The sequence below is a fragment of the Streptomyces sp. NPDC041124 genome (assembly GCF_055592385.1).
Genome location: NZ_JBVIYR010000002.1, coordinates 794,877 through 815,207 on the forward strand (window position 1 = coordinate 794,877; position 20,331 = coordinate 815,207).

Annotated in this window: 16 protein-coding genes; 3 read left to right on the forward strand and 13 right to left on the reverse strand. The window is 74.0% G+C overall.

What is annotated here, in order from left to right:
• Window positions 1–11: 11 nt before the first annotated feature.
• Together ACZ6A9_RS08105 and ACZ6A9_RS08110 are read right to left on the reverse strand one after the other, a co-directional pair.
• A complete protein-coding gene (locus ACZ6A9_RS08105) occupies window positions 12–1,082 on the reverse strand; it encodes a PhoH family protein (RefSeq protein ID WP_468980530.1) in 1,071 nt (356 codons plus the stop codon).
• Window positions 1,083–1,240: 158 nt separating this feature from the next.
• The gene (locus ACZ6A9_RS08110) at window positions 1,241–2,362 is read right to left on the reverse strand and encodes a carbohydrate kinase family protein (protein ID WP_468980536.1); all 1,122 of its coding nucleotides are present in this window, start codon (window positions 2,360–2,362) and stop codon (window positions 1,241–1,243) included.
• Between the two features lie 589 nt (window positions 2,363–2,951).
• Between ACZ6A9_RS08110 and ACZ6A9_RS08115 the strand changes: the two genes are divergently transcribed.
• Complete coding sequence (locus ACZ6A9_RS08115) at window positions 2,952–4,283, forward strand: MFS transporter (protein WP_468980543.1); 1,332 nt, start codon at window positions 2,952–2,954, stop codon at window positions 4,281–4,283.
• A 115-nt stretch (window positions 4,284–4,398) separates the two neighbouring features.
• Here the strand turns inward: ACZ6A9_RS08115 and ACZ6A9_RS08120 are convergent, their stop codons facing one another.
• From ACZ6A9_RS08120 to hrcA, 9 genes are all read right to left on the reverse strand, one after another.
• Window positions 4,399–5,391 (reverse strand): adenosine deaminase, encoded by a 993-nt coding sequence (locus ACZ6A9_RS08120; RefSeq protein ID WP_468980551.1) that lies wholly within the window; start codon window positions 5,389–5,391, stop codon window positions 4,399–4,401.
• A 20-nt stretch (window positions 5,392–5,411) separates the two neighbouring features.
• Window positions 5,412–6,317 (reverse strand): ribonuclease Z, encoded by a 906-nt coding sequence (locus tag ACZ6A9_RS08125; protein WP_468980554.1) that lies wholly within the window; start codon window positions 6,315–6,317, stop codon window positions 5,412–5,414.
• Between the two features lie 6 nt (window positions 6,318–6,323).
• Window positions 6,324–6,677, reverse strand: coding sequence for a histidine triad nucleotide-binding protein (locus ACZ6A9_RS08130; protein ID WP_468980558.1), 354 nt, complete (start codon window positions 6,675–6,677; stop codon window positions 6,324–6,326).
• An 83-nt stretch (window positions 6,678–6,760) separates the two neighbouring features.
• Window positions 6,761–9,967, reverse strand: a complete 3,207-nt coding sequence (locus tag ACZ6A9_RS08135) for a S41 family peptidase (RefSeq protein WP_468980563.1) — start codon at window positions 9,965–9,967, stop codon at window positions 6,761–6,763.
• A gap of 46 nt (window positions 9,968–10,013) precedes the next feature.
• Window positions 10,014–10,541, reverse strand: a complete 528-nt coding sequence (locus ACZ6A9_RS08140) for a hypothetical protein (RefSeq protein ID WP_468980568.1) — start codon at window positions 10,539–10,541, stop codon at window positions 10,014–10,016.
• 199 nt (window positions 10,542–10,740) lie between these two features.
• Window positions 10,741–11,484 carry a 16S rRNA (uracil(1498)-N(3))-methyltransferase gene (locus tag ACZ6A9_RS08145; protein WP_468980572.1) on the reverse strand — a complete coding sequence of 248 codons (744 nt, stop codon included), beginning with the start codon at window positions 11,482–11,484 and terminating at the stop codon, window positions 10,741–10,743.
• Window positions 11,481–12,554 carry a nitronate monooxygenase gene (locus ACZ6A9_RS08150; protein ID WP_468980577.1) on the reverse strand — a complete coding sequence of 358 codons (1,074 nt, stop codon included), beginning with the start codon at window positions 12,552–12,554 and terminating at the stop codon, window positions 11,481–11,483. Before ACZ6A9_RS08150 ends, ACZ6A9_RS08145 begins: the two co-directional genes overlap by 4 nt.
• Before the next feature lie 133 nt (window positions 12,555–12,687).
• The gene (gene dnaJ, locus ACZ6A9_RS08155) at window positions 12,688–13,824 is read right to left on the reverse strand and encodes a molecular chaperone DnaJ (RefSeq protein ID WP_468980581.1); all 1,137 of its coding nucleotides are present in this window, start codon (window positions 13,822–13,824) and stop codon (window positions 12,688–12,690) included.
• Window positions 13,824–14,840, reverse strand: coding sequence for a heat-inducible transcriptional repressor HrcA (gene hrcA, locus ACZ6A9_RS08160; RefSeq protein WP_468980587.1), 1,017 nt, complete (start codon window positions 14,838–14,840; stop codon window positions 13,824–13,826). Before hrcA ends, dnaJ begins: the two co-directional genes overlap by 1 nt.
• A 160-nt stretch (window positions 14,841–15,000) precedes the next feature.
• Between hrcA and ACZ6A9_RS08165 the strand changes: the two genes are divergently transcribed.
• Together ACZ6A9_RS08165 and ACZ6A9_RS08170 are read left to right on the forward strand one after the other, a co-directional pair.
• The gene (locus tag ACZ6A9_RS08165) at window positions 15,001–15,735 is read left to right on the forward strand and encodes an MBL fold metallo-hydrolase (RefSeq protein ID WP_468980593.1); all 735 of its coding nucleotides are present in this window, start codon (window positions 15,001–15,003) and stop codon (window positions 15,733–15,735) included.
• Between the two features lie 34 nt (window positions 15,736–15,769).
• Window positions 15,770–16,579: a DUF3097 domain-containing protein gene (locus ACZ6A9_RS08170; protein WP_468980598.1), complete on the forward strand. Its 810-nt coding sequence runs from the start codon at window positions 15,770–15,772 to the stop codon at window positions 16,577–16,579.
• 180 nt (window positions 16,580–16,759) lie between these two features.
• Here the strand turns inward: ACZ6A9_RS08170 and hemW are convergent, their stop codons facing one another.
• Entirely contained in the window at window positions 16,760–17,992 is a 1,233-nt protein-coding gene (gene hemW / locus ACZ6A9_RS08175; RefSeq protein WP_468980604.1) for a radical SAM family heme chaperone HemW, read from the reverse strand.
• A 27-nt stretch (window positions 17,993–18,019) separates the two neighbouring features.
• Window positions 18,020–20,050 carry a SpoIIE family protein phosphatase gene (locus ACZ6A9_RS08180; RefSeq protein ID WP_468980609.1) on the reverse strand — a complete coding sequence of 677 codons (2,031 nt, stop codon included), beginning with the start codon at window positions 20,048–20,050 and terminating at the stop codon, window positions 18,020–18,022.
• Window positions 20,051–20,331: the final 281 nt, after the last annotated feature.

Here is a 20,331-nt window from a genome sequence, read left to right on the forward strand (position 1 = left end):
TGGTGCTCGGTCTACTTCCCCTTGTGCCCGGACCTGCCGCGACCGCCCTTGTGGGTGCCGTTCTGAGTGCCGTGCGTGCTGTCGTACTGCTCGTACGCGTCGACGATACGGCCCACCAGCTTGTGCCGGACGACATCCTGGGACGACAGCCGGGAGAAGTGGACGTCGTCCAGGCCCTCCAGGATGTCCTGCACCTGCCGCAGCCCGGACTTGGTGCCGTCCGGCAGGTCGACCTGCGTCACGTCACCCGTGATCACGATCTTCGAGTCGAAGCCGAGGCGGGTGAGGAACATCTTCATCTGCTCGGGGCTGGTGTTCTGGGCCTCGTCGAGAATGATGAAGGCGTCGTTCAGCGTGCGGCCGCGCATGTACGCCAGGGGCGCGACCTCGATGGTCCCGGCCGCCATCAGCCGGGGGATCGAGTCGGGGTCGAGCATGTCGTGCAGCGCGTCGTAGAGCGGACGCAGGTACGGGTCGATCTTCTCGTAGAGCGTGCCCGGGAGGAACCCGAGCCGCTCCCCCGCCTCGACCGCCGGCCGGGTCAGGATGATGCGGTTGACCTGCTTGGACTGCAGGGCCTGCACCGCCTTGGCCATGGCCAGGTACGTCTTGCCGGTGCCGGCGGGGCCGATGCCGAAGACGATGGTGTGCTTGTCGATCGCGTCCACGTAGCGCTTCTGGTTGAGCGTCTTGGGGCGGATCGTGCGGCCGCGCGAGGACAGGATGTTCTGCGTGAGCACCTGGGCCGGGGTCTCCTGGCCGTCGCTCTCCCCGTTCTCGCTCGCCTTGAGCATGGCGATCGAGCGTTCCACTGCGTCCTCCGTCATCGGCTGCCCGGTGCGCAGCACCAGCATCATCTCGTCGAACACGCGGGAAATGAGGGCGACCTCCGCCGCGTCACCGACCGCGCTGATCTCATTGCCCCGGACATGTATGTCGGCCCCCGGGAAGGCCTTCTCGATCACACGCAGGAGGGAGTCCCCGGACCCCAGCACCGTCACCATGGGGTGCTGGGCGGGGATGGTGAACTGCACTTTCGCCTGTCCCTGCGCGGGGGTGCGATCTGTGGGTGTGTGCGTCATGGGCCGGCTCTGAAGGCCTGCGGATCCTCCTCGTCACGGCCGCGCACCGGAGGGCGGCCTCGCGACTCCCAGGGTACGACGGAGGACTGACAAGCCTGTAGGGCTTTTCGTACCGCCTAGCGTCCGTTTCACGGGCGACGGCGGTGGGAGCCCGGTCGTCAGGCCGACCGGCGGAAACCGATCGTCGGCACCGCCCGCCGCAGCGGCCAGGGCCGCACCAGTTCCTCCGACACCAGGTCGGCCAGGAACGCGTACCGCCGCAGCGCCGAGGGGTCCTGCCCCTCGACCGACTGCACCCTGCGCCACCACGCCCCGATCTCCGCCCACCCCGGCGCCGACAGCGATCCCCCGAACTCCTGCACGGACAGCGCCGCCGTGAGCCCGGCGAAGGCGAGCCGGTCGGCCAGCGGCCACCCCGCCAGGCTCCCGGTGACGAACCCGGCCACGAACACGTCCCCCGCCCCCGTCGGATCCAGCGCCTCCACCTCGATGGCCGGCACCGAAGCCGTCTCCCCCGTGCGCCGGTCCACCGCGTAGGCGCCCTCCGCGCCCAGGGTGACCACCGCGACCGGCACATGCTCGGTGAGCGCGCGCGCGGCCGCGCGGGGGCAGTCCGTGCCGGTGTACCGCATGGCCTCGTCCGCGTTCGGCAGGAACGCCTCGCAGTGCCGCAGGTCGGTCAGCCGGGCGAGGTCCCAGGCCCCGCTGTCGTCCCAGCCGACGTCGCCGAAGATCCTCGCCCCCTTGCGCGCGGCCTGCGCGATCCAGGGCGCGCCGCGACCGGGCGTGAGGGAGGCGACGGCCGCGCGGGCGCGCGGCGGGCAGTCGGGGGCCGGTTCCTCCGGGGGCGGTTCGTGGCCGTGGGAGACCATCGTCCGCTCGCCCTCGTAGGCCATGGAGACGGTGACCGGCGAGTGCCAGCCGGGCACCGTGCGCGACGGGGAGAGGTCGATGCCCTCGCCCTGTTCCAGCGTGTCCCAGCAGTATTCGCCGTAGTGGTCGCTGCCGAAGGCCGCCGCGAGGGAGGTGCGCAGGCCGAGCCGGGCCAGGGCGGTGGCCATGTTGGCGACGCCGCCGGGGCTCGATCCCATCCCCCTCGCCCAGGACTCGGTCCCGCGCACCGGGGCGGAGTCCAGCCCGGTGAAGACGATGTCGAGGAAGACCGTGCCGGTGAGGTACACGTCCCAGGGCGGGTCGTGGGGTGTGCGCAGGGCGGCGAGGGGATCGAGCGGGGACGGGCGGTCGGGTCCCTCGTCGCGTGCCTTCCCGGTGGACGCCATCACGGTGCGCTCCCTGACATGGTGCGGATCAGGCCAGTGTGCACCACACCACCGACAACGTGACGGCCGTCACTCCCGGCGCGCCCCCGGGCGGATCACCGGGTCACCAGCGCGGCATGGACGGGGTGGCCCGGTCCGGGCCGGACCCGCATCGCCGCCGCGTCGTCGCGGTCCCGCAGCGAGCCGTCGTCATCGAGCCACCGCCCGCGGAGGAAGGCCGGCCGCTCCCGGGGCACCCGGGAGTCGGCCGACGCTCCGGAACGGGCGTGCCGCACACTTACCTGTAGGCGCCACGGACAGCTCGGCCACCGGCGGAGCACGGGCATGACCGCCACCCGAGGCGGTGGATCCGGCCGGAGACCGAGGCCGGGGTCACCGCAGGTGACGGGGCTTTTCGACGGTGAGGGCGCACTCTGGTACCCGCCCTTCGAAGGCATCAAACCCTTAAGTGACGCAGATCACATCGGGCGTCCTCCCGTTGCCCTCCCCCGGCTTGATACAAATTGCCCGCGCGCTCCTGTCGGTCGACGGTCGTCGCTCCCCTTCCCTGCTTTACGCACCGTCCCTTCCGCATGCCCTGGGATCGCCCGTGTTCGCCCCTCGCACCACTCCCTGGCCCCTCGTCGCCCTTTTTACGGCCGGGTACCTCGCCCCCTACCTGCTGCCGACCACCGTCGGCCGGCTGGAACGCGGGCTCGACCTCTCCGCCACCCAGGCCGGGGCCGTCGGCAGCGCGCTGCTGCTGAGCTCCGCCACCGCCGGATTCCTGCTGGCCTCCCGCGTGGAACGCGTGGGGGCGCGGGCCCTGGCCCGGCTGGGTCTCGTCCTCGCCGTCGTCGGCTACGGCGGGGCCACCCTCACCGACGCCGTACCGGCCGTCGTCGCCGGCGCGGTGGTCGGCGGCTTCGGCTCCGGTACGGCCACCACGGTCGCCGCCACCCGGATCGCCGCCGAACGGGACCCGCACCGGGCCTCCACGCTCGGCCTGCTCAGCGTCTCCGCACTCGCGGGCCTGGTGTACCTGACGGTGCCCCACCTGCCGGGCCACGGACTCACCCTCGCCGCCATCGCCCTCACCGCGCTGGCCGTGTGGCCGCTGACCGCCCGGCTGCCCACCGGCACCTCCGGCCACCGCCCCACCGGACCCGATCCGGCCGCCTCCCGCCTGCCGCACCGGCGTTCGGGACTGGTCCTGGCCGGCGCCATGCTGCTGTGGTCGCTCGCGCAGAACGCCCTGTGGGGCGTCAGCGGACGCATCGGGGTCAGCCAGGCGCACCTGTCCGAACCCACCGTGGGTGTCGTCTTCGCGGTGGCGCTCGGCGCCGGCCTGCTGGGCGTCCTCGGCGCGGGCGCGCTCGGCTCGCGGCTCGGTCGCGCGCTGCCCATCGGCGGCGGCACCGTCGTCATCGCGGGCTGCATCGCGCTCAGCGCCTCGGCGACCGGGCTGGGCAGCTTCGCGGCGGGCGAGATCGCCTGGAACACGATCTACCCGGTGGTGCTGTCGTACCTGATCGGTCTCGCCGCCTCGCTGGACCCGCGCGGTCGCTGGGCCGTGCTGGTCGGCTCGGCGTCCGCGCTCGGCACCGCGGCGGGCCCGCTGACCGGCAGCGTGCTGTCCGCGCAGGCCGGGTTCCCGGTGATGGGCGCCGTGCTGGCGGTCGGTCTGCTGCTCGTCGCGCTGCCGATGACGGCGGTCGCGCTGCACACCGGCGGACGTCCGCTGCTGCCTGGCGCGGTCCGCCGCCGGGGCGGGCACCCGGCGGCCCTGGTCGCCGCCGCGACCGGCACCCCCTCGCCCGCCGTGCCGCAGGTCGGCGCCCCGGAACAGCCGGTGGTGGAGATCCCCCTGGACGGCACCCCCGCCCCGGCGCAGCGCGCCTACGACACGGCGGCGGCGACACGGGCACCCGGGGCCGACTGAGCCACCCGCGGGGGCGCCGCGGTCCGTCCGGGGGTACGGCCCCGCCCTCACGGGGTGACCGTCGCGCACCCCCGGCCCGCCCCGGGGCACGGTCCCCCGCGCGGACGCCGGGACGTCAGCCGAAGTCGTACGCCTCCACCTCGGCGAGGTACCGCGCCCGCAGCTCCTCGTCGTCCTCAAGGAAGGAGGCGAGGAAGGAGTTGCGGGCCAGTTCGCGCAGGCGCTCAGGGGACAGCCCCAGCGTCTCGCGCACCGCGTCGAAGGTGTCGCCCGCGTACCCGCCGAAGTACGCCGGGTCGTCGGAGTTGAGCGTGCACATCAGCCCCGCGTCGAGCATCGCGGGCAGCGGGTGGTCGGCGAGGGTGTCGACCGTGCGCAGCCGGACGTTGGACAGCGGGCAGAGCGTCAGCGGGACCCGCTCGCGCACCAGCCGCTCCACCAGCGCCGGGTCCTCCACGCACCGCAGTCCGTGGTCGACCCGCTCCACGCCGAGGACGTCCAGCGCCTCGGTGATGTACTCCGGCGGGCCCTCCTCACCGGCGTGCGCCACACGCCGCAGCCCCAGCGCGGCGGCGGCCTCGTACACCTCGCGGAACTTCACCGGCGGGTGCCCGACCTCGGCCGAGTCGAGCCCGACACCGGTGATCCGGTCCAGGTACGGCTTCGCGGCGTCCAGGGTGGCCAGGGCCGACTCCGCGGACTCGTCCCGCAGGAAGCACAGGATCAGCCGGGTGGAGACCCCGTGCGTCTCCTCGCTCCTGCCCAGCGCCCGCCACAGCCCCTCGACCACCGTCTCCATGCCGACCCCGCGCACCAGGTGCGCCTGCGGGTCGAAGAAGATCTCCGCGTGCCGCACGCCCTGCGCGGCGGCGCGGGCCAGGTAGGCGTCGGCGAGGTCCTCGAAGTCCCGCTCGGTGCGCAGCACCGCCATGAGCGCGTAGTACAGGTTCAGGAAGGACTGCAGGTCCTGGAAGCGGTACGCCTCGCGGAGCGCGTCGGTGTCGGCGTAGGGCAGCTCGAGGCCGTTGCGCGCGGCGAGGGCGAAGGCGAGCTCGGGTTCCAGCGTGCCTTCGATGTGAAGGTGAAGTTCGGCTTTCGGTACGGGCATCAATCAATCGTACGGCCGTGTCACCGACGCTTCGGAAGTGCCACCCGGTCAAGATCGCGTGCCACGGTGAGCTCGCCCTCGTACCCGGCCGCCCGCGCCTGCCGCTCGAACTCCTCCGGGTCGGTGTAGCGCTGGCTGAAGTGGGTGAGGACGAGGTGCCGCACGCCCGCCTCCCGCGCCACCCGGGCCGCCTGCCCGGCGGTCAGGTGGCCGAACTCGACGGCGAGGGCCTCGTCCTCGTCGAGGAACGTCGACTCGATGACGAGCATGTCGCAGCCCTCGGCGAGCGCGTACACCCCGTCGCAGAGCCGGGTGTCCATGACGAACGCGAACCGCTGCCCGCGCCGCACCTCGCTGACCTCCGCCAGCGTGACCCCGCCCAGCGAGCCCTCGCGCTGGAGACGGCCGACGTCCGGCCCCTTGATGCCGTGCGCGGCCAGCCGGCCGGGCAGCATGCGCCGGCCGTCGGGCTCGACCAGCCGGTACCCGTACGCCTCGACGGGGTGGGACAGCCTGCGCGCCTCCAGCGTGTAGCCGGGGGTGCGGGCGAGGGGGCCGTCGGCGTCGACGGGGGCCTCGGTGAGGGCGACGGTCTCCCGGTAGGCGGTGGCGTACCGCAGGCGCTCGAAGAAACGCTGCCCGGAGCGCGGGTAGTGGGCGGTGACCTCGTGCGGCACCTTGTCGAGGTTGACCCGCTGGATCACTCCGGCGAGGCCGAGGCAGTGGTCACCGTGGAAGTGGGTGACGCAGATCCGGTTCAGGTCGTGGGCGGCGACCCCGGCGCGCAGCATCTGGCGCTGCGTGCCCTCGCCGGGGTCGAACAGGATGCCCTCGCCGTCCCAGCGCAGCAGGTAGCCGTTGTGGTTGCGGTGGCGGGTGGGGACCTGGCTCGCGGTGCCGAGCACCACCAGTTCGCGTACGGACAAGGCTGCCTATCCGGGGGGCCAGGCGAGGCCGCGGCCGCCCAGGACGTGGGCGTGCGCGTGCCAGACGGTCTGTCCGGCGCCGCCGCCGGTGTTGAAGACGATGCGGTAGCTCTCCAGCTTCTCCTCGTCCGCGACGGCCTGCGTCTCGCGCAGCACGTCGGCGGCGAGCCCGGGCGCCTCGGCGGCGAGGGCGGCGGCGTCCCTGTGGTGCGCCTTCGGGATCACCAGGACGTGCGTGGGCGCCTGGGGGTTGATGTCCCGGAACGCGACGGTCGTGTCCGTCTCGCGCACGATCGTCGCGGGAACGCTCCCGTCAATGATCTTGCAGAACAGACAGTCGTCCTGAGGCTCCCCAGCCATACGCCCTCCTCGACGTGACGATCACCTACCCGGGCATGGTATCCACGCCCGCGCCCCCGCCGTCACTCCTGCCCCGTCCCGTCTCACGGCAACGCGGGCGGGACCTTCGCCGGCGTCGACTCCAGCGCCTCCAGGGCCAGCCGCACCGCCTCGTCCAGCTGCGGGTCCCGCCCCGCCGCGTGGTCCTGCGGCCGCTGCACCACCTCCACGTCGGGGTCCACCCCGTGGTTCTCCACCCCCCACCCGTACCCCTCCAGCCAGAAGGCGTACTTGGGCTGGGTCACCGACGTCCCGTCGACCAGCCGGTAGCGGCTGTCGATGCCGATCACGCCGCCCCACGTGCGGGTACCGACCACCGGTCCGATACCCAGCGCCCGGATCGCCGCGTTCACGATGTCCCCGTCGGACCCGGAGAACTCGTTGGCGACCGCCACCACCGGCCCCCGGGGCGCGTCCCGCGGATAGCTCTCCGCCCGCATCCCCCGCGGCAGGTCCCATCCCACGATCCGCCGGGCGAGCTTCTCCACCACCAGCTGCGAGGTGTGCCCGCCCCGGTTCTCCCGCACGTCGACGATCAGCCCCTCGCGCAGCACCTCCACCCGCAGGTCCCGGTGGATCTGCGCCCACCCGGGCGCCTGCATGTCCGGCACGTGGATGTACCCCAGCCGTCCGCCGGACTTCTCCAGCACGTACGCCCGCCGGTCGGCGACCCAGGCGTGGTAGCGCAGCGGCTCCTCGTCGGCGAGCGGTACGACGACCGCGTGCCGCGGCTCGCCACCGCCCGCGGGCGACACGGTCAGCTCCACGGGCTTGCCGGCCGTCCCCACCAGCAGCGGCGCGGGCCCGGTCACCGGATCGACCGGCTGCCCGGCGACGGCGACGATCGCGTCCCCGGCCCGTACGGCGACGCCCGGCGCGGCGAGCGGCGAGCGGGCCTGAGGGTCGGAGGTCTCCGCGGGCAGGATCCGGTCCACCCGCCAGCTGCCGTCCTCGTGACGGGAGATGTCCGCACCGAGCAGCCCCTGCCGCGCCCCGCCGCCGTACCCGCCGCTCGGAGTGACGTACGCGTGCGAGGTGCCGAGCTCCCCGTGCACCTCCCACAGCAGGTCGACCAGGTCGTCGTGCGTGGCCAGCCGGTCGAGCACCGGCCGGTACCGGTCGAGCACGCCGTCCCAGTCCACACCGTTCATGTCGGGGCGCCAGAAGTTGTCCCGCATGATGCGGCCGTTCTCGTCGAACATCTGCCGCCATTCGACGGCCGGATCGACGAACTGGCGGACCCGCCCGAGGTCGACGGTGATGTTGGTGTCACTGTCGTCGTCCCCGGAGGCACGCCGGTCGCTGGGGACGACCTTCAGCCGCCCGTCGGTCCACAGCAGCACCCGCTTGCCGTCGCCGCTGACCTCGAAGTGGTCGGCGTCCACGGCCAGGTGCTCCAGGCGCTGCTGGGCGAGGTCGTAGCGCTCCAGTTCGGTCTTGGGGTCCGGGTCGTCGGGCGTCGCCCGGGACGCGCCGAGCACGCCCCGTACCGGGTGCCGCAGCCACAGCACCCCGTCCTTGGCGGCGCACAGGCCGGTGTAGCGGGCGGCCTCGACCGGGAACGGCACGATGCGGTCGGCGAGACCGTCGAGGTCGATGCGGGTGGCGGGGGTGCCCTCGCTGTCGGGCGTCTCGTCCCGGTCCGGTGTCTCGAAGGGCCGGCCGTGCCGCTGCGGCCCGAACGGCGACGGGGTGGTCGCCGCGAGGGTGATCAGGTACGGCCGTACGCCCTCGACGAAGGCCAGGTCGAAGACGTGCTCGTCGTAGACCGGGTCGAAGGAGCGGCTCGACAGGAACGCCAGGTGCTTGCCGTCGAGGGTGAAGGCCGGCGCGTAGTCCTGGAAGCGCAGCGGGGTCGCCTCGGTGACCGACAGGTCGGTGGTGTTGGCGAGGCGGAGCTGGCTGAGCGGGCGCGGGCCGGGGTGGGACCAGGCGAGCCAGGCGGAGTCGGGTGAGAAGACGAGCCCGGAGACGTCGCCGTCCTCGCTGCGGTCGACCTCGCGGACCTCGCCGGTCTCGCGCTCGACGAGGAGGAGGCGGCCGTCGTGCGAGGCGACCGCGGCACGGCTGCCGTCGGGCGCCATGGCCAGCTCCACGACCCGGCCCAGCTGTCCGGCGGCGATGCGGCGGGGGGTGGCACCGGGGGCGAGACCGGTGGCGGGGGCGAACTCCAGGGCGTCTTCGCCCTCGGCGTCGGTCACCCACACCACCCATTCCTCGCCGTCGGCGCGGAACGTGCGCGGGCGGCGGGCCCGTACGCCCGGTGTCGCGGCGAGCGCGCGGGCGGGACCGGAGCGGTGGGTGACCCAGTGGACGGTGCCGCGCACGCAGACGGCGCTGCCGCGCGCGGTGTGGTCGGGGGAGGCGGAGCCGAACCAGCGGGCCGCGTTCACCGGGAACGGCTGGAGGTCCACGCGCTGTCCGCCGGGCCCGAGCTGGAGCCGGCGCGGCTCGGCCCCGTCCAGGTCGTCCAGGATCCACAGCTCACCGGCGCTGGAGTAGACGACCCGGGTGCCGTCGGTGGCGGCGTGCCGGGCGTAGAAACCGTCGAGGGGCGTGTGGCGCCTGAGGTCCGAGCCGTCGGCCAGGGAGGAGTACAGGGCGCCGGTGCCCTCGTGGTCGGAGAGGAACGCGACACGGTCCCCCGCCCACACCGGGTACTCGATGTTCCCGTCGAGGTCCTCGTGCAGCCGGACGAACTCGCCGTCGCCCTCGCGGTCGATCCACAACTTGCCCGCGGTGCCGCCCCGGTAGCGCTTCCACCAGGCGGCCTCGCGGCCCATCGGCGCGGACAGCAGCACGGTGTGCGGGCCCCGGGCGACGTCGCCGACGGGCCCGTACGGCAGGGTGGCGGCCGGGCCGCCGTCGAGAGGGACGGCGCGGGCCCAGCTGCGGCGCAGGCCGGCCTGGCCGTGGGCGCTGACCGCGAGGACCCGGCCGTCGGGGGTCCAGCCGCGCACCTGGGTCCTGGCGTTGCCCCAGTGGGTCAGGCGGCGGGCGCGTCCTCCGTCCACGGGCGCGACGTGCACCTCGGGTGCGCCGTCGCGGGTGGAGGTCCAGGCGACGGTGGTGCCGTCGGGCGAGATGCGCGGATGGTTCACCGGCACGTTGTCGGCGCTGACCCGCCAGGCGCGGCCTCCGTCGAGCGGGGCGAGCCACACGTCGTCCTCGGCGGTGAAGGCGACCAACTCGCCGTGCAGATGCGGGAACCGGAGGTAAGCGGCGGATGCGACCGATGCGGACTGTGTCACCCGATCACCCTATGCAGGCCGGGGCGCTCCTGGACAGGGGTTCCGATCACTTGCCCTCGACGGGGCGACAGGACGGGTACTGGTCGCACCACACGGTGGTCGTGACGGTCACCGTGACGGTCGGGTCCGGCCCGCGGCCGGTCGGTTCGCCCACGCGGGGCGGGCTCTTGTCATCGCAGTCACCCAGGCCGTCGACGCGGAACACCTGCTTCCCGTCCACCTTCGCGGTGATGTTCCCGCGTACGCAGGCGCCGTTGACGGCGTGGGTGATCCTGCCGGTGACGGTGATCTCCTTGCCGTCCTGGGTCTCGCCCTCGCAGTCGACGGTGGCGACGGTGTTCTCCTTCGCCGACGGCGTCGAACCCTTCCGGTCCCCGAAGGACGCGGTGCAGGTGAGCCAACGGACGTCGGCCTTCCTGCGGTTGAGCTCGTCGGTCACGGCCTGGTCGGTCGTGAACGCGACGGCCGCGGAGCCGAGTCCGCCGCCGCCCTCGCAGGCGGTGAGCCCGCCGACGGCGGCCACGGCGAAGCCCACGGCGAGTGCGATGCGCGGAAACCTCTTGAACGCCCCCATGCACGGCAGCCTGCCACCGCCACCGGTGGGACGGTAGAGCGCATACGGCCACATACTCCTCGCGCCCCCGGCCCTTCGGACACCGGAGGGCCGGTCAGCCCGTCCGGCGTGTGAGGCCGAGGCCCGTTCAGGGCCGAAAGGGGGTCTGGGGGCGAAGCCCCCAGGGACGGGAAGGGGCGGCGGGGGCGGGGGACCCCGGTCAGGACCAGCGGCCGGTGCGCCCGAGCAACAGCGCCGCGGCGGCCGTGCCGGCGGTGGAGGTACGCAGGACACTGCGGCCCAGCCGGTAGGGCTTCGCGCCGACCCGCGCGAAGAGCGCCAACTCCTCGGGCGACACCCCGCCTTCGGGCCCGACGACCAGCACGATGTCACCGGACGCGGGCAGTTCGGCGGTCGCGAGCGCCTCCGTACCGCTCTCGTGCAGCACGGCCGCGAACTCCGCTTCGGCGAGAAGTGACGCAACCTGCTTGCTCGTCGCCGCGTCCGCGACGCCGGGGAAGCGCACCCGGCGGGACTGCTTCCCCGCCTCCCTGGCCGTCGCCCGCCACTTGCCGAGGGCCTTCAGGCCCCGCTCGCCCTTCCACTGCGTGATGCACCGGGAAGCCGCCCACGGCACGATCGCGTCGACGCCGACCTCGGTCATCGTCTCCACGGCCACCTCTCCGCGGTCCCCCTTGGGCAGGGCCTGGACCACCGTCAGCCGGGGGGACTCCTCGGGCTCCTCCACGAGCCGGCCGAGCCGCACGATCAGCCGGTCCTTGCCCTCGGTGGCCTCCACCTCGCCCTCGGCCCAGCGGCCGGCCCCGTCGGTGAGGACGACGCCCTCACCGGAGCGCAGCCGCTTCACGGAGACGGCGTGCCGCCCCTCGGGCCCGTCGAGCACGTAGCGGCGGTCACCCGAGTCCGTGTCGAACCGGTCGACGACGAACACCGGCGCGGTCATCGGGCACCTCCCGCCGACAACGCTGTCCGGGCGGAGGCGAGTTCGGCGGCCAGCACCTCCACCAGCCGCCCGGCGGGCAGCTCGCGGGCCATCCGGTGGCCCTGCCCCGCCCACAACGCCATGCCCTGCGCGTCACCGGTCTTCGCGGCGGCCTTGCGCAGCGGCGCGGTGAGATGGTGCACGTCCGGGTAGGCGGCGGGCGCGTACGGGCCGTGCTCGCGCAGGAAGCGGTTGACCAGGGCGCGGGCCGGTCGGCCGGAGAAGGCCCGGGTCAGCTCGGTGCGGACGTACAGGGGGCTGGTGAGGGCCTGCTTGTGCACGGCGTGCGCGCCGGACTCGTGGGCGGCGACGAAGGCCGTGCCGAGCTGTGCCGCGGCGGCGCCGGCCGCGAGGACGGCGGCGATCTGACCGCCGCGCATGATGCCGCCGGCGGCGACGACGGGGATGCCGACCGCTTCGCGTACCTGGGCGACGAGGGACAGCAGTCCGACTCCGGAGCCGTCCGCCTCCGGGTCGTCCTGGTGGGTGCCCTGGTGGCCGCCGGCCTCGACGCCCTGGGCGATCACCGCGTCCGCGCCGGCCCGCTCCACGGCCCTGGCCTCGTCCGCCGTCGTGGCGGTGACCAGGGTGAAGGTGCCGGCCCGGCGCAGGGCGTCCAGTACCTCGCGGCTCGGCACGCCGAAGTGGAACGACACGACCGGTACCGGGTTGTCCAGCAGCACGGCGAGCTTGGCTTCGTAGCCGTCGTCGCGGCCGCTGTCGTGGTCGCCGAGCTCCGTGGCGTACCAGGAGGCCTCACCGGCCAGCTGGTGGGCGTAGACACCGACGGCGGCGGGGTCGGGCGTCTCCGGCTGGGGCAGGAAGAGGTTCACGCCGAACGGCTTGGACGTCAGTCCCCGCAGTTGCTTGATCTCCTGGTACATCCCGTCCGCGGTCTTGTACCCGGCGGCCAGGAAACCGAGTCCGCCCGCCTCGGACACGGCGGCGGCCAGCGGAGGAACGGCGACACCGCCCGCCATCGGCGCCTGCACGATCGGGTGCGGGAAGAGATCGGTGGGTACGGAGGACATGACCGCATGGTGTCACGTCCCCCGACCGACTCCGAATCCGCCCTTCCCCTTGGCATAAGCCACTTTTCGCCGGGGCGGGGGGCGGGGTGCCGGCTCCCGCCGAAGGGGTGCCGGCTCCCGCGGAAGGCGCTCCTCAGCGCCCGTTGAACGCGTCCTTGAGCCGCGAGAACAGCCCCTGCTGCCCCGGCTGGAACTGGCCCTGGGGCCGTTCCTCGCCGCGGAGTTTGGCCAGCTCCCGCAGCAGACGCTCCTGCTCGGGGTCGAGCTTGGTCGGGGTCTGGACCTCGACGTGGACGATGAGGTCGCCCCGCCCGCCGCCGCGCAGGTGGGTGACGCCCCGGCCGTGGAGCGGGATCGACTGCCCGGACTGGGTGCCGGGCCGGATGTCGACCTCCTCCATGCCGTCCAGCGTCTCCAGCGGCACCTTGGTGCCGAGGGCCGCCGCGGTCATCGGGAGGGTGACCGTGCAGTGCAGGTCGTCGCCGCGCCGCTGGAACTGCGCGTGCGGGAGCTCGTTGATCTCGACGTACAGGTCGCCGGCGGGGCCGCCGCCGGGGCCGACCTCGCCCTCGCCCGCCAGCTGGATCCGGGTGCCGTTGTCGACACCGGCCGGGATCTTGACGGTGAGGGTGCGCCGGGAGCGGACCCTGCCGTCGCCCGCGCACTCCGGGCACGGGGTCGGGACCACGGTGCCGAAGCCCTGGCACTGCGGGCAGGGGCGGGACGTCATGACCTGGCCCAGGAAGGACCGGGTGACCTGCGAGACCTCACCGCGGCCGCGGCACATGTCACAGGTCTGCGCGGTGGTGCCCGGGGCCGCGCCCTCACCGCTGCAGGTGGTGCAGACGATCGCCGTGTCGACCTGGATGTCCTTGGTCGTGCCGAACGCGGCCTCGTCGAGCTCGACCTCGATGCGGATCATCGCGTCCTGGCCCCGGCGGGTGCGCGAGCGCGGTCCGCGCTGCGACGCCGTGCCGAAGAACGCGTCCATGATGTCGGAGAAGTTGCCGAAGCCGCCGGCCCCGAAGCCGCCCGCGCCGCCACCGCCGGCCCCCGAGAGCGGGTCGCCGCCGAGGTCGTAGACCTGCTTCTTCTGCGGGTCCGACAGCACCTCGTAGGCGGCGTTGATCTCCTTGAACCGCTCCTGGGTCTTCGGATCGGGGTTGACGTCCGGATGCAGCTCGCGGGCGAGCCGCCGGAAGGCCTTCTTGATCTCCTCCTGCGACGCGTCGCGGCGCACGCCGAGTACGGCGTAGTAGTCCGTGGCCACTACGACTCCGCCAGGATCTGTCCGACGTACCGTGCCACTGCGCGTACCGCTCCCATCGTTCCGGGGTAATCCATGCGGGTCGGGCCGACCACACCGAGCTTGGCGACAGTCTCGCCGCCCGAACCGTAGCCGACCGACACGACGGACGTGGAGTTGAGTCCTTCGTGGGCGTTCTCGTGACCGATACGGACGGTCACGCCCGGATCCTTCGCCTCGCCGAGCAGCTTGAGGAGCACGACCTGCTCCTCGAGCGCCTCCAGGACGGGCCGGATCACCAGGGGGAAGTCATGTCCGAAACGGGTGAGATTGGCGGTTCCGCCGATCATCAGCCGCTCCTCGTTCTCCTCGACGAGCGTCTCCAGGAGAGTGGAGAGCACCGTCGAGACCGTACCGCGGTCCTCGGCCTCGAAGGCCTCCGGCAGGTCTTCCACCAGACTCGGCACATCCGTGAACCGGCGGCCCGCGACCCGGCTGTTGAGCCGCGCCCGCAGGTCCGCGAGGGACGTCTCACCGAACGGCGCCGGGCAGTCGACCATGCGCTGCTCGACCCGGCCGGTGTCCGTGATCAGCACCAGCATCAGCCGCGCGGGCGCCAGCGACAGCAGTTCCACGTGCCGCACCGTCGAGCGGGTCAGCGACGGGTACTGCACGACGGCGACCTGCCGGGTGAGCTGCGCGAGCAGCCGTACGGTCCTGGCCACCACGTCGTCGAGGTCGACGGCGCCCTCGAGGAAGTTCTGGATGGCGCGCCGCTCGGGGGCGGTCATCGGCTTCACACCGGCGAGCTTGTCGACGAACAGCCGGTAGCCCTTGTCGGTGGGGATGCGCCCGGCGCTGGTGTGCGGCTGGGCGATGAAGCCCTCGTCCTCCAGGGCCGCCATGTCGTTGCGCACGGTGGCCGGGGAGACGCCGAGGTTGTGCCGCTCGGTGAGCGCCTTGGAGCCGACGGGCTCCTCGGTGCCCACGTAGTCCTGGACGATGGCGCGCAGCACCTGGAGTCTGCGTTCACTGAGCATCGCGCACCTCCAGTAGCCTTCCGCCCGGTAACGGCTCTGGCACTCTTCGCACGCGAGTGCCAGACTTCCCCGGCCCAGTGTACGGCCGGGGGGTACACCCCGGGCAAGGCCGGTCCCGCGCCGTCGCGCCGGGCGGCGTCGTCCCCGATAGCGTCCCGTCATGACCGTGACTTGGGAAGAGTCGGGATGGGAGCAACTGGCGCCCGGGGTGGGGCGGTGCCGGCTGCCGGGATGGGACTGCACGGCGGGCCTCGTGGTGGGGGCGGACGGCGTACTGCTCGTCGACGCGGGCTCGAGTCTGGGCGAGGGCGCGCGGTTGCGGGCCGAGGCGCGGGCGCTCACCGGCCGCCGTGTGACGCATCTCGCGCTCACCCATCCGCACTTCGACCACGTCCTCGGGGCGGCCGCGTTCGCGGGGGCGGAGGTGTTCGGGGCGGTGGGCATGGAGACCGTGCTGACGGCGCGGGGGCGGGAGGAGCTGCGCGCGGACGCGGTGCGGTGGGGGCTGGACCCGCGGGCGGCGGCCGAGGCGGCGGACGCGCTGGTCCCGCCTCGGCACCCGGTGTCCGGGGAGTGGACGCTCGACCTGGGCCTGGACGGCGGCCGGCAGGTGCTGCTGGCGAACGTGGGGCCCGGGCACACCGCCCACGACCTCGTGGTGCTGGTCCCCGGTGACCCGGAGGTGGTGTTCTGCGGGGACCTGGTCGAGGAGTCGGGCGAGCCGCAGGCCGGCCCCGACGCCGTGCCGTCCCGGTGGCCGGCCGCGCTGGACCGGCTGCTGGCGCTGGGCGGCGAGGACGCCGTGTACGTCCCCGGACACGGCGCGGTCGTGGACGCGGGGTTCGTGCGGGCGCAGCGCGACGCCCTGGCGGCCCGTGTCGGCGTGTCGGACTGATCATCGGGTGCGCGATCCTCGTATCGTCGTCAGAATGCGCCAGTACTCCGCCGATCTGACCCCTCCGTGGAAGAAACCGCAGCCCGTGCCCGAGGTCGCGGCCGAGCCCGGCCTGGTGGTGGAAGAGCCCGGCACCGGTTTCTGCGGCGCGGTGATCCGCTGCGAGGCGGGCACGGTGACGCTGGAGGACCGCTTCGGCACCCACCGGGTGTTCCCGCTGGAGCCGCGCGGGTTCCTGCTGGAGGGGCGGGTGGTGACGCTGGTGCGGCCGGCCGCCGGCCCCCGGCGGCCCGCCCGTACGGCGTCCGGTTCGGTGGCCGTCCCCGGCGCCCGGGCGCGGGTGGCCCGCGCGGGGCGCATCTACGTCGAGGGGCGGCACGACGCGGAGCTGGTGGAGAAGGTGTGGGGCGACGACCTGCGCATCGAAGGGGTGGTCGTCGAGTACCTGGAAGGGGTCGACGACCTGCCGTCGATCGTGGAGGGCTTCGCGCCGGGGCCCGACGCCCGCCTCGGGGTCCTGGTCGACCACCTGGTCCCGGGGTCGAAGGAGTGGCGCATCGCGGAGGCGGTGACGAGTGAGCACGCGCTGGTGGTGGGCCACCCGTACATCGACGTGTGGGAGGCCGTGAAGCCGTCGTCGGTCGGTATCGAGGCGTGGCCGCGGGTGCCGCGGGGGCAGGACTGGAAGACGGGGGTGTGCGCGGCGCTGGGGTGGCGGGTGGCGAACACCGGGGAGGCGTGGCGGCGGATCCTCGGCTCCGTGCACTCCTACAAGGACCTGGAGCCGCAGCTGCTGGGCCGCGTGGAGGAACTGATCGACTTCGTCACGGCCCCACCGTCCTGACGAGCACGGTTTTCCGCCCCCGCCGCCCCTTCCCAGTCCCGTCCCCCGGGGGCGCTGCCCCCGGACCCCCGCTCCTCAAACGCCGGAGGGGCTGATTCAGCCCCTCCGGCGTTTGAGGAGCGGGGTCTGGGGCGGAGCCCCAGGTTCGGGACGGGAAGGGGCGGCGGGGGCGAGAGCAGGTCAGTCGACCAGGTCCCGCACCACCGCGTCCGCGAGCAGCCTCCCGCGCAGGGTGAGGACCGCGCGGCCCTCGTCGTAGGGGCCCCGCTGAAGGAGCCCGTCCGTCAGGGCCCGGCCCGCAGCCGCACGGCCCTCCGCACGGAGGAGGGAGAGCGGAACCCCCTCCTCCAGCCGCAGCTCGAGAAGGATCCGCTCCACCCGCCGGTCCTCGTCCGACAGGACCTCACGCCCCGCCCCCGGCGACCGCCCCCGCGCCAGCGCCGCCGCGTACGCACCCGGGTGCTTGACGTTCCACCACCGCACCCCGCCCACGTGCGAGTGGGCGCCGGGCCCCGCGCCCCACCAGTCGGCCCCGCGCCAGTACAGCTCGTTGTGCAGGCAGCGTCCCGCCCCGGAGGTCGCCCAGTTGGACACCTCGTACCAGTCGAAGCCCGCCCCCGACAGCATCTCCTCGGCGATCAGGTACCGGTCCGCGTGGACGTCGTCGTCGGTCATCGGCACCTCGCCGCGCCGGATGCGGCGGGCGAGCTGCGTGCCCTCCTCGACGATCAGCGCGTACGCCGAGACGTGGTCGGGGCCGGCGCCGATCGCCGCCTCCAGGGAAGCCCGCCAGTCGTCGTCGGACTCCCCCGGCGTGCCGTAGATCAGGTCGAGGTTGACGTGCTCGAAACCGGCCGCGCGGGCCTCCGCGACGCAACGCTCGGGGCGGCCGGGGGTGTGCGTGCGGTCGAGGACCTTCAGCACGTGCTGGCGGGCGCTCTGCATGCCGAAGGAGATCCGGTTGAAGCCGCCCTCCCGCAGCACCGCGAGGTACGCCGGGTCGACCGACTCCGGGTTCGCCTCCGTGGTCACCTCGGCGTCCGCCGCCAGCCCGAACTCCTCCCGGACCGCCCCCAGCATGCGTACGAGGTCGCCGGCGGCCAGCAGCGTCGGCGTACCGCCCCCGACGAACACCGTGCGGACCTCGCGCGGGTCGTCACCCAGCACCTTCCGCGCCAGGCGGACCTCGTCGATCAGCGTGTCGGCGTAGTTGTCGCGGGAGGCCAGCACTCCGCCGCTGCCGCGCAGCTCGGTCGCGGTGTAGGTGTTGAAGTCGCAGTAGCCGCAGCGGGTCGCGCAGTACGGGACGTGCAGGTAGAAGCCGAGGGGGCGGCCTGTGGCCCCGGCGAGCGCGGACGCGGGCAGCGCGCCGTCGGCGGGGACGGGCTCGCCGTCGGGGAGTGCGGAAGGCATGTGCCCCATTGTCCCGCACCCGCCGCCTCACTCGGCCTGCAGCACCAGGAGGGCGAGATCGTCGGCGGGCGGACGGACCCCGAACTCGTGCACGAGCCGGGTGATCCGTTCCGCTATCGGCCCGGCGTCCATCCCCGCGCACCCGGCGAGGGCCGTGGCGAGTCCGTCCCCGTCGTCGAACTGGTGGGGGCCGGAGCGCCGCTCGGTGACTCCGTCGGTGACGCAGAGGAGGGTGTCGCCGGAGTACAGGTCGAAGGTCTCGCTGGTGTACGTGGCGTCCTCGACGACTCCGAGGAGGGTCTGCGGCCGGGCCACGGTACGGACGGAGCCCTCGGGGTCGAGCAGCAGGGGCAGGGGGTGCCCGGCGGAGGCGAGGGTGCAGCGGACGCCGCCCGCGAAGGGGACGAGTTCGCCGTAGAGGAGGGAGAGGAAACGGGTCTGGGGGCCGTCGCCGGGCACCGTCGGGCGGGCTCCGGCGGCCACCAGGGCCCGGGCGGCGGCGTCGGCGGCCTCCGTGGCGTCGTCGAGGAGGAGCTGGTTGAGGCGGTCCAGGACGTCGGCGACGCGGTAGCCCTCACGGGCCAGCAGCCGCAGCCAGGGCCGGGCGAGCCCGATGACGACGGCGGCCTCGGGACCCTTTCCCTGGACGTCGCCGACGGCGAAGCACCAGCGGCCCCGGCCGGCCGGGAAGAGGTCGTAGAAGTCGCCGCTCGGTCCGCCCTTGTCGCAGGGTTCGTAGACGAGGGCGCTGCGGACGCCGGGGATCTCGGCGACGGCGCCGGGCAGCAGTCCGCGCTGGAGCACGGCGCTGATGGTGGCCTGGCGTGAGTACTGCCGGGCGGCGCCGATGGCGAGCGCGACCCGTCGCCCGAGGTCCTCGACCAGCCCGGTGACCTCGTCGGGGAACCGGTCGATCCCGCCCCGTCCGATCACCAGGGTGCCGAGCGGCCGGCCGCCGGCGACGAGCCGGTAGGCGAGGGCGGCTCCGCGGCCCGGAGCGTCGTCCAGGGCGGCCCCGTCCGGCCACGGGTAGCGCACGGGCCCGGGGCGCAGCGGGTCGCCCGGATCGGGCGGGTGTCGTTCCAGGGCGTGGCTGAGCGCCTCGATGCGGTTCTCGCCGGCGTGCCAGACGCGGGCGAGGCGGGGGCCGCCGGCCGCGCGGGCGCCGTCGCTCCAGCCGCCGTGCCCGGTGGCCTCGTCCTCCAGCCACACCGCGCACCAGTCGGCCAGCCGCGGCACGATCAGCTGGCCGGTGAGGGAGGCGACCAGGTCCTCGTCCAGCTGGCCGGCGAGCAGGTCGGAGGCCTCGGCGAGGAAGGACAGGGCGCCGCGCCCGAGCCAGGTGCCGTCCCGTCCGTCGCGGCGGGCGAGCCAGTCGTCGCCGTACGAGCCCGCCAGCCAGGTGTCACGGCCGCCCGGCCCCTCCCGGTGGCCGGGGGCGGGCCGGGCGGCGAACGGGTCCAGGGCGTCGGGGGCGAGGGTCTCCGCGACCCTGAGGTCGTGCACGTGCGCGTGCTCCCCCGGGTACGGGTGCTCACCCGCGTACGGGTCGGTCCGCTCGCCGGCGGCGCACTCCGGGTCGGCGGGCAGCCGCGCCCACACGGTCTTCGTGCCCGGGCGGTAGGTGATGCCCCAGGACTCGCAGAGCGCGGCGACCAGGCGCAGGCCGCGCCCGTACTCGGGGGCGTCCCGTGCCGACGGCGGTTCCGGCTCGCCGTCGCGCGGGGCGCGGGAGGGGTGGTGGTCGGTGACCTCGATGACCAGGGCGCCGGCCTCCGGCTCCAGCCGGTACGTCAGCCGCACCTCGGTGCCGGCGTGCACGACGGCGTTGGTGACCAGTTCGCTGGCGACGAGCGTGGCGTCGTCACCGACGCGGCCGGTGAGGTGCTCCGCGCCGGGCAGGGCGAGTTCGGCCCACTCGGTGAGCGTCTTGCGCAGCAGCGCCCGCGCGGAACCGGGCGCGAGGGGACTCCCGGACAGGGTCGCCTCCACCCGCGCGCACCCCCGCGGGCCGGAGGCGCGCGAGGCGGTCTCCCGCTGGGTCGGAATGGCCCGCATGGGCAGCTCCCCGGGCAGTTCGTACGAATACAACCTCGATCGCTGCCGACAGGGTGACAGACAGACCCCGCCCATGAGCAAGGAGTTACCGAAAGTGGGCCGCCGGGGGTGTGAACAGTGCGCGGTGCGCGGTCAGGAACGGTCGGAAAGACCGCCGGTTGCGAACAGTCCGAAAGGGGGCGGGGTGGCTCCGGGGGGGGGGGGCGCACGGAAGGCCCTACCCGAGCATCGTTCGGCTGGGGGACCTTCCCGGGGGAGTGGGAAAGGGGTTGTGGTAGGAG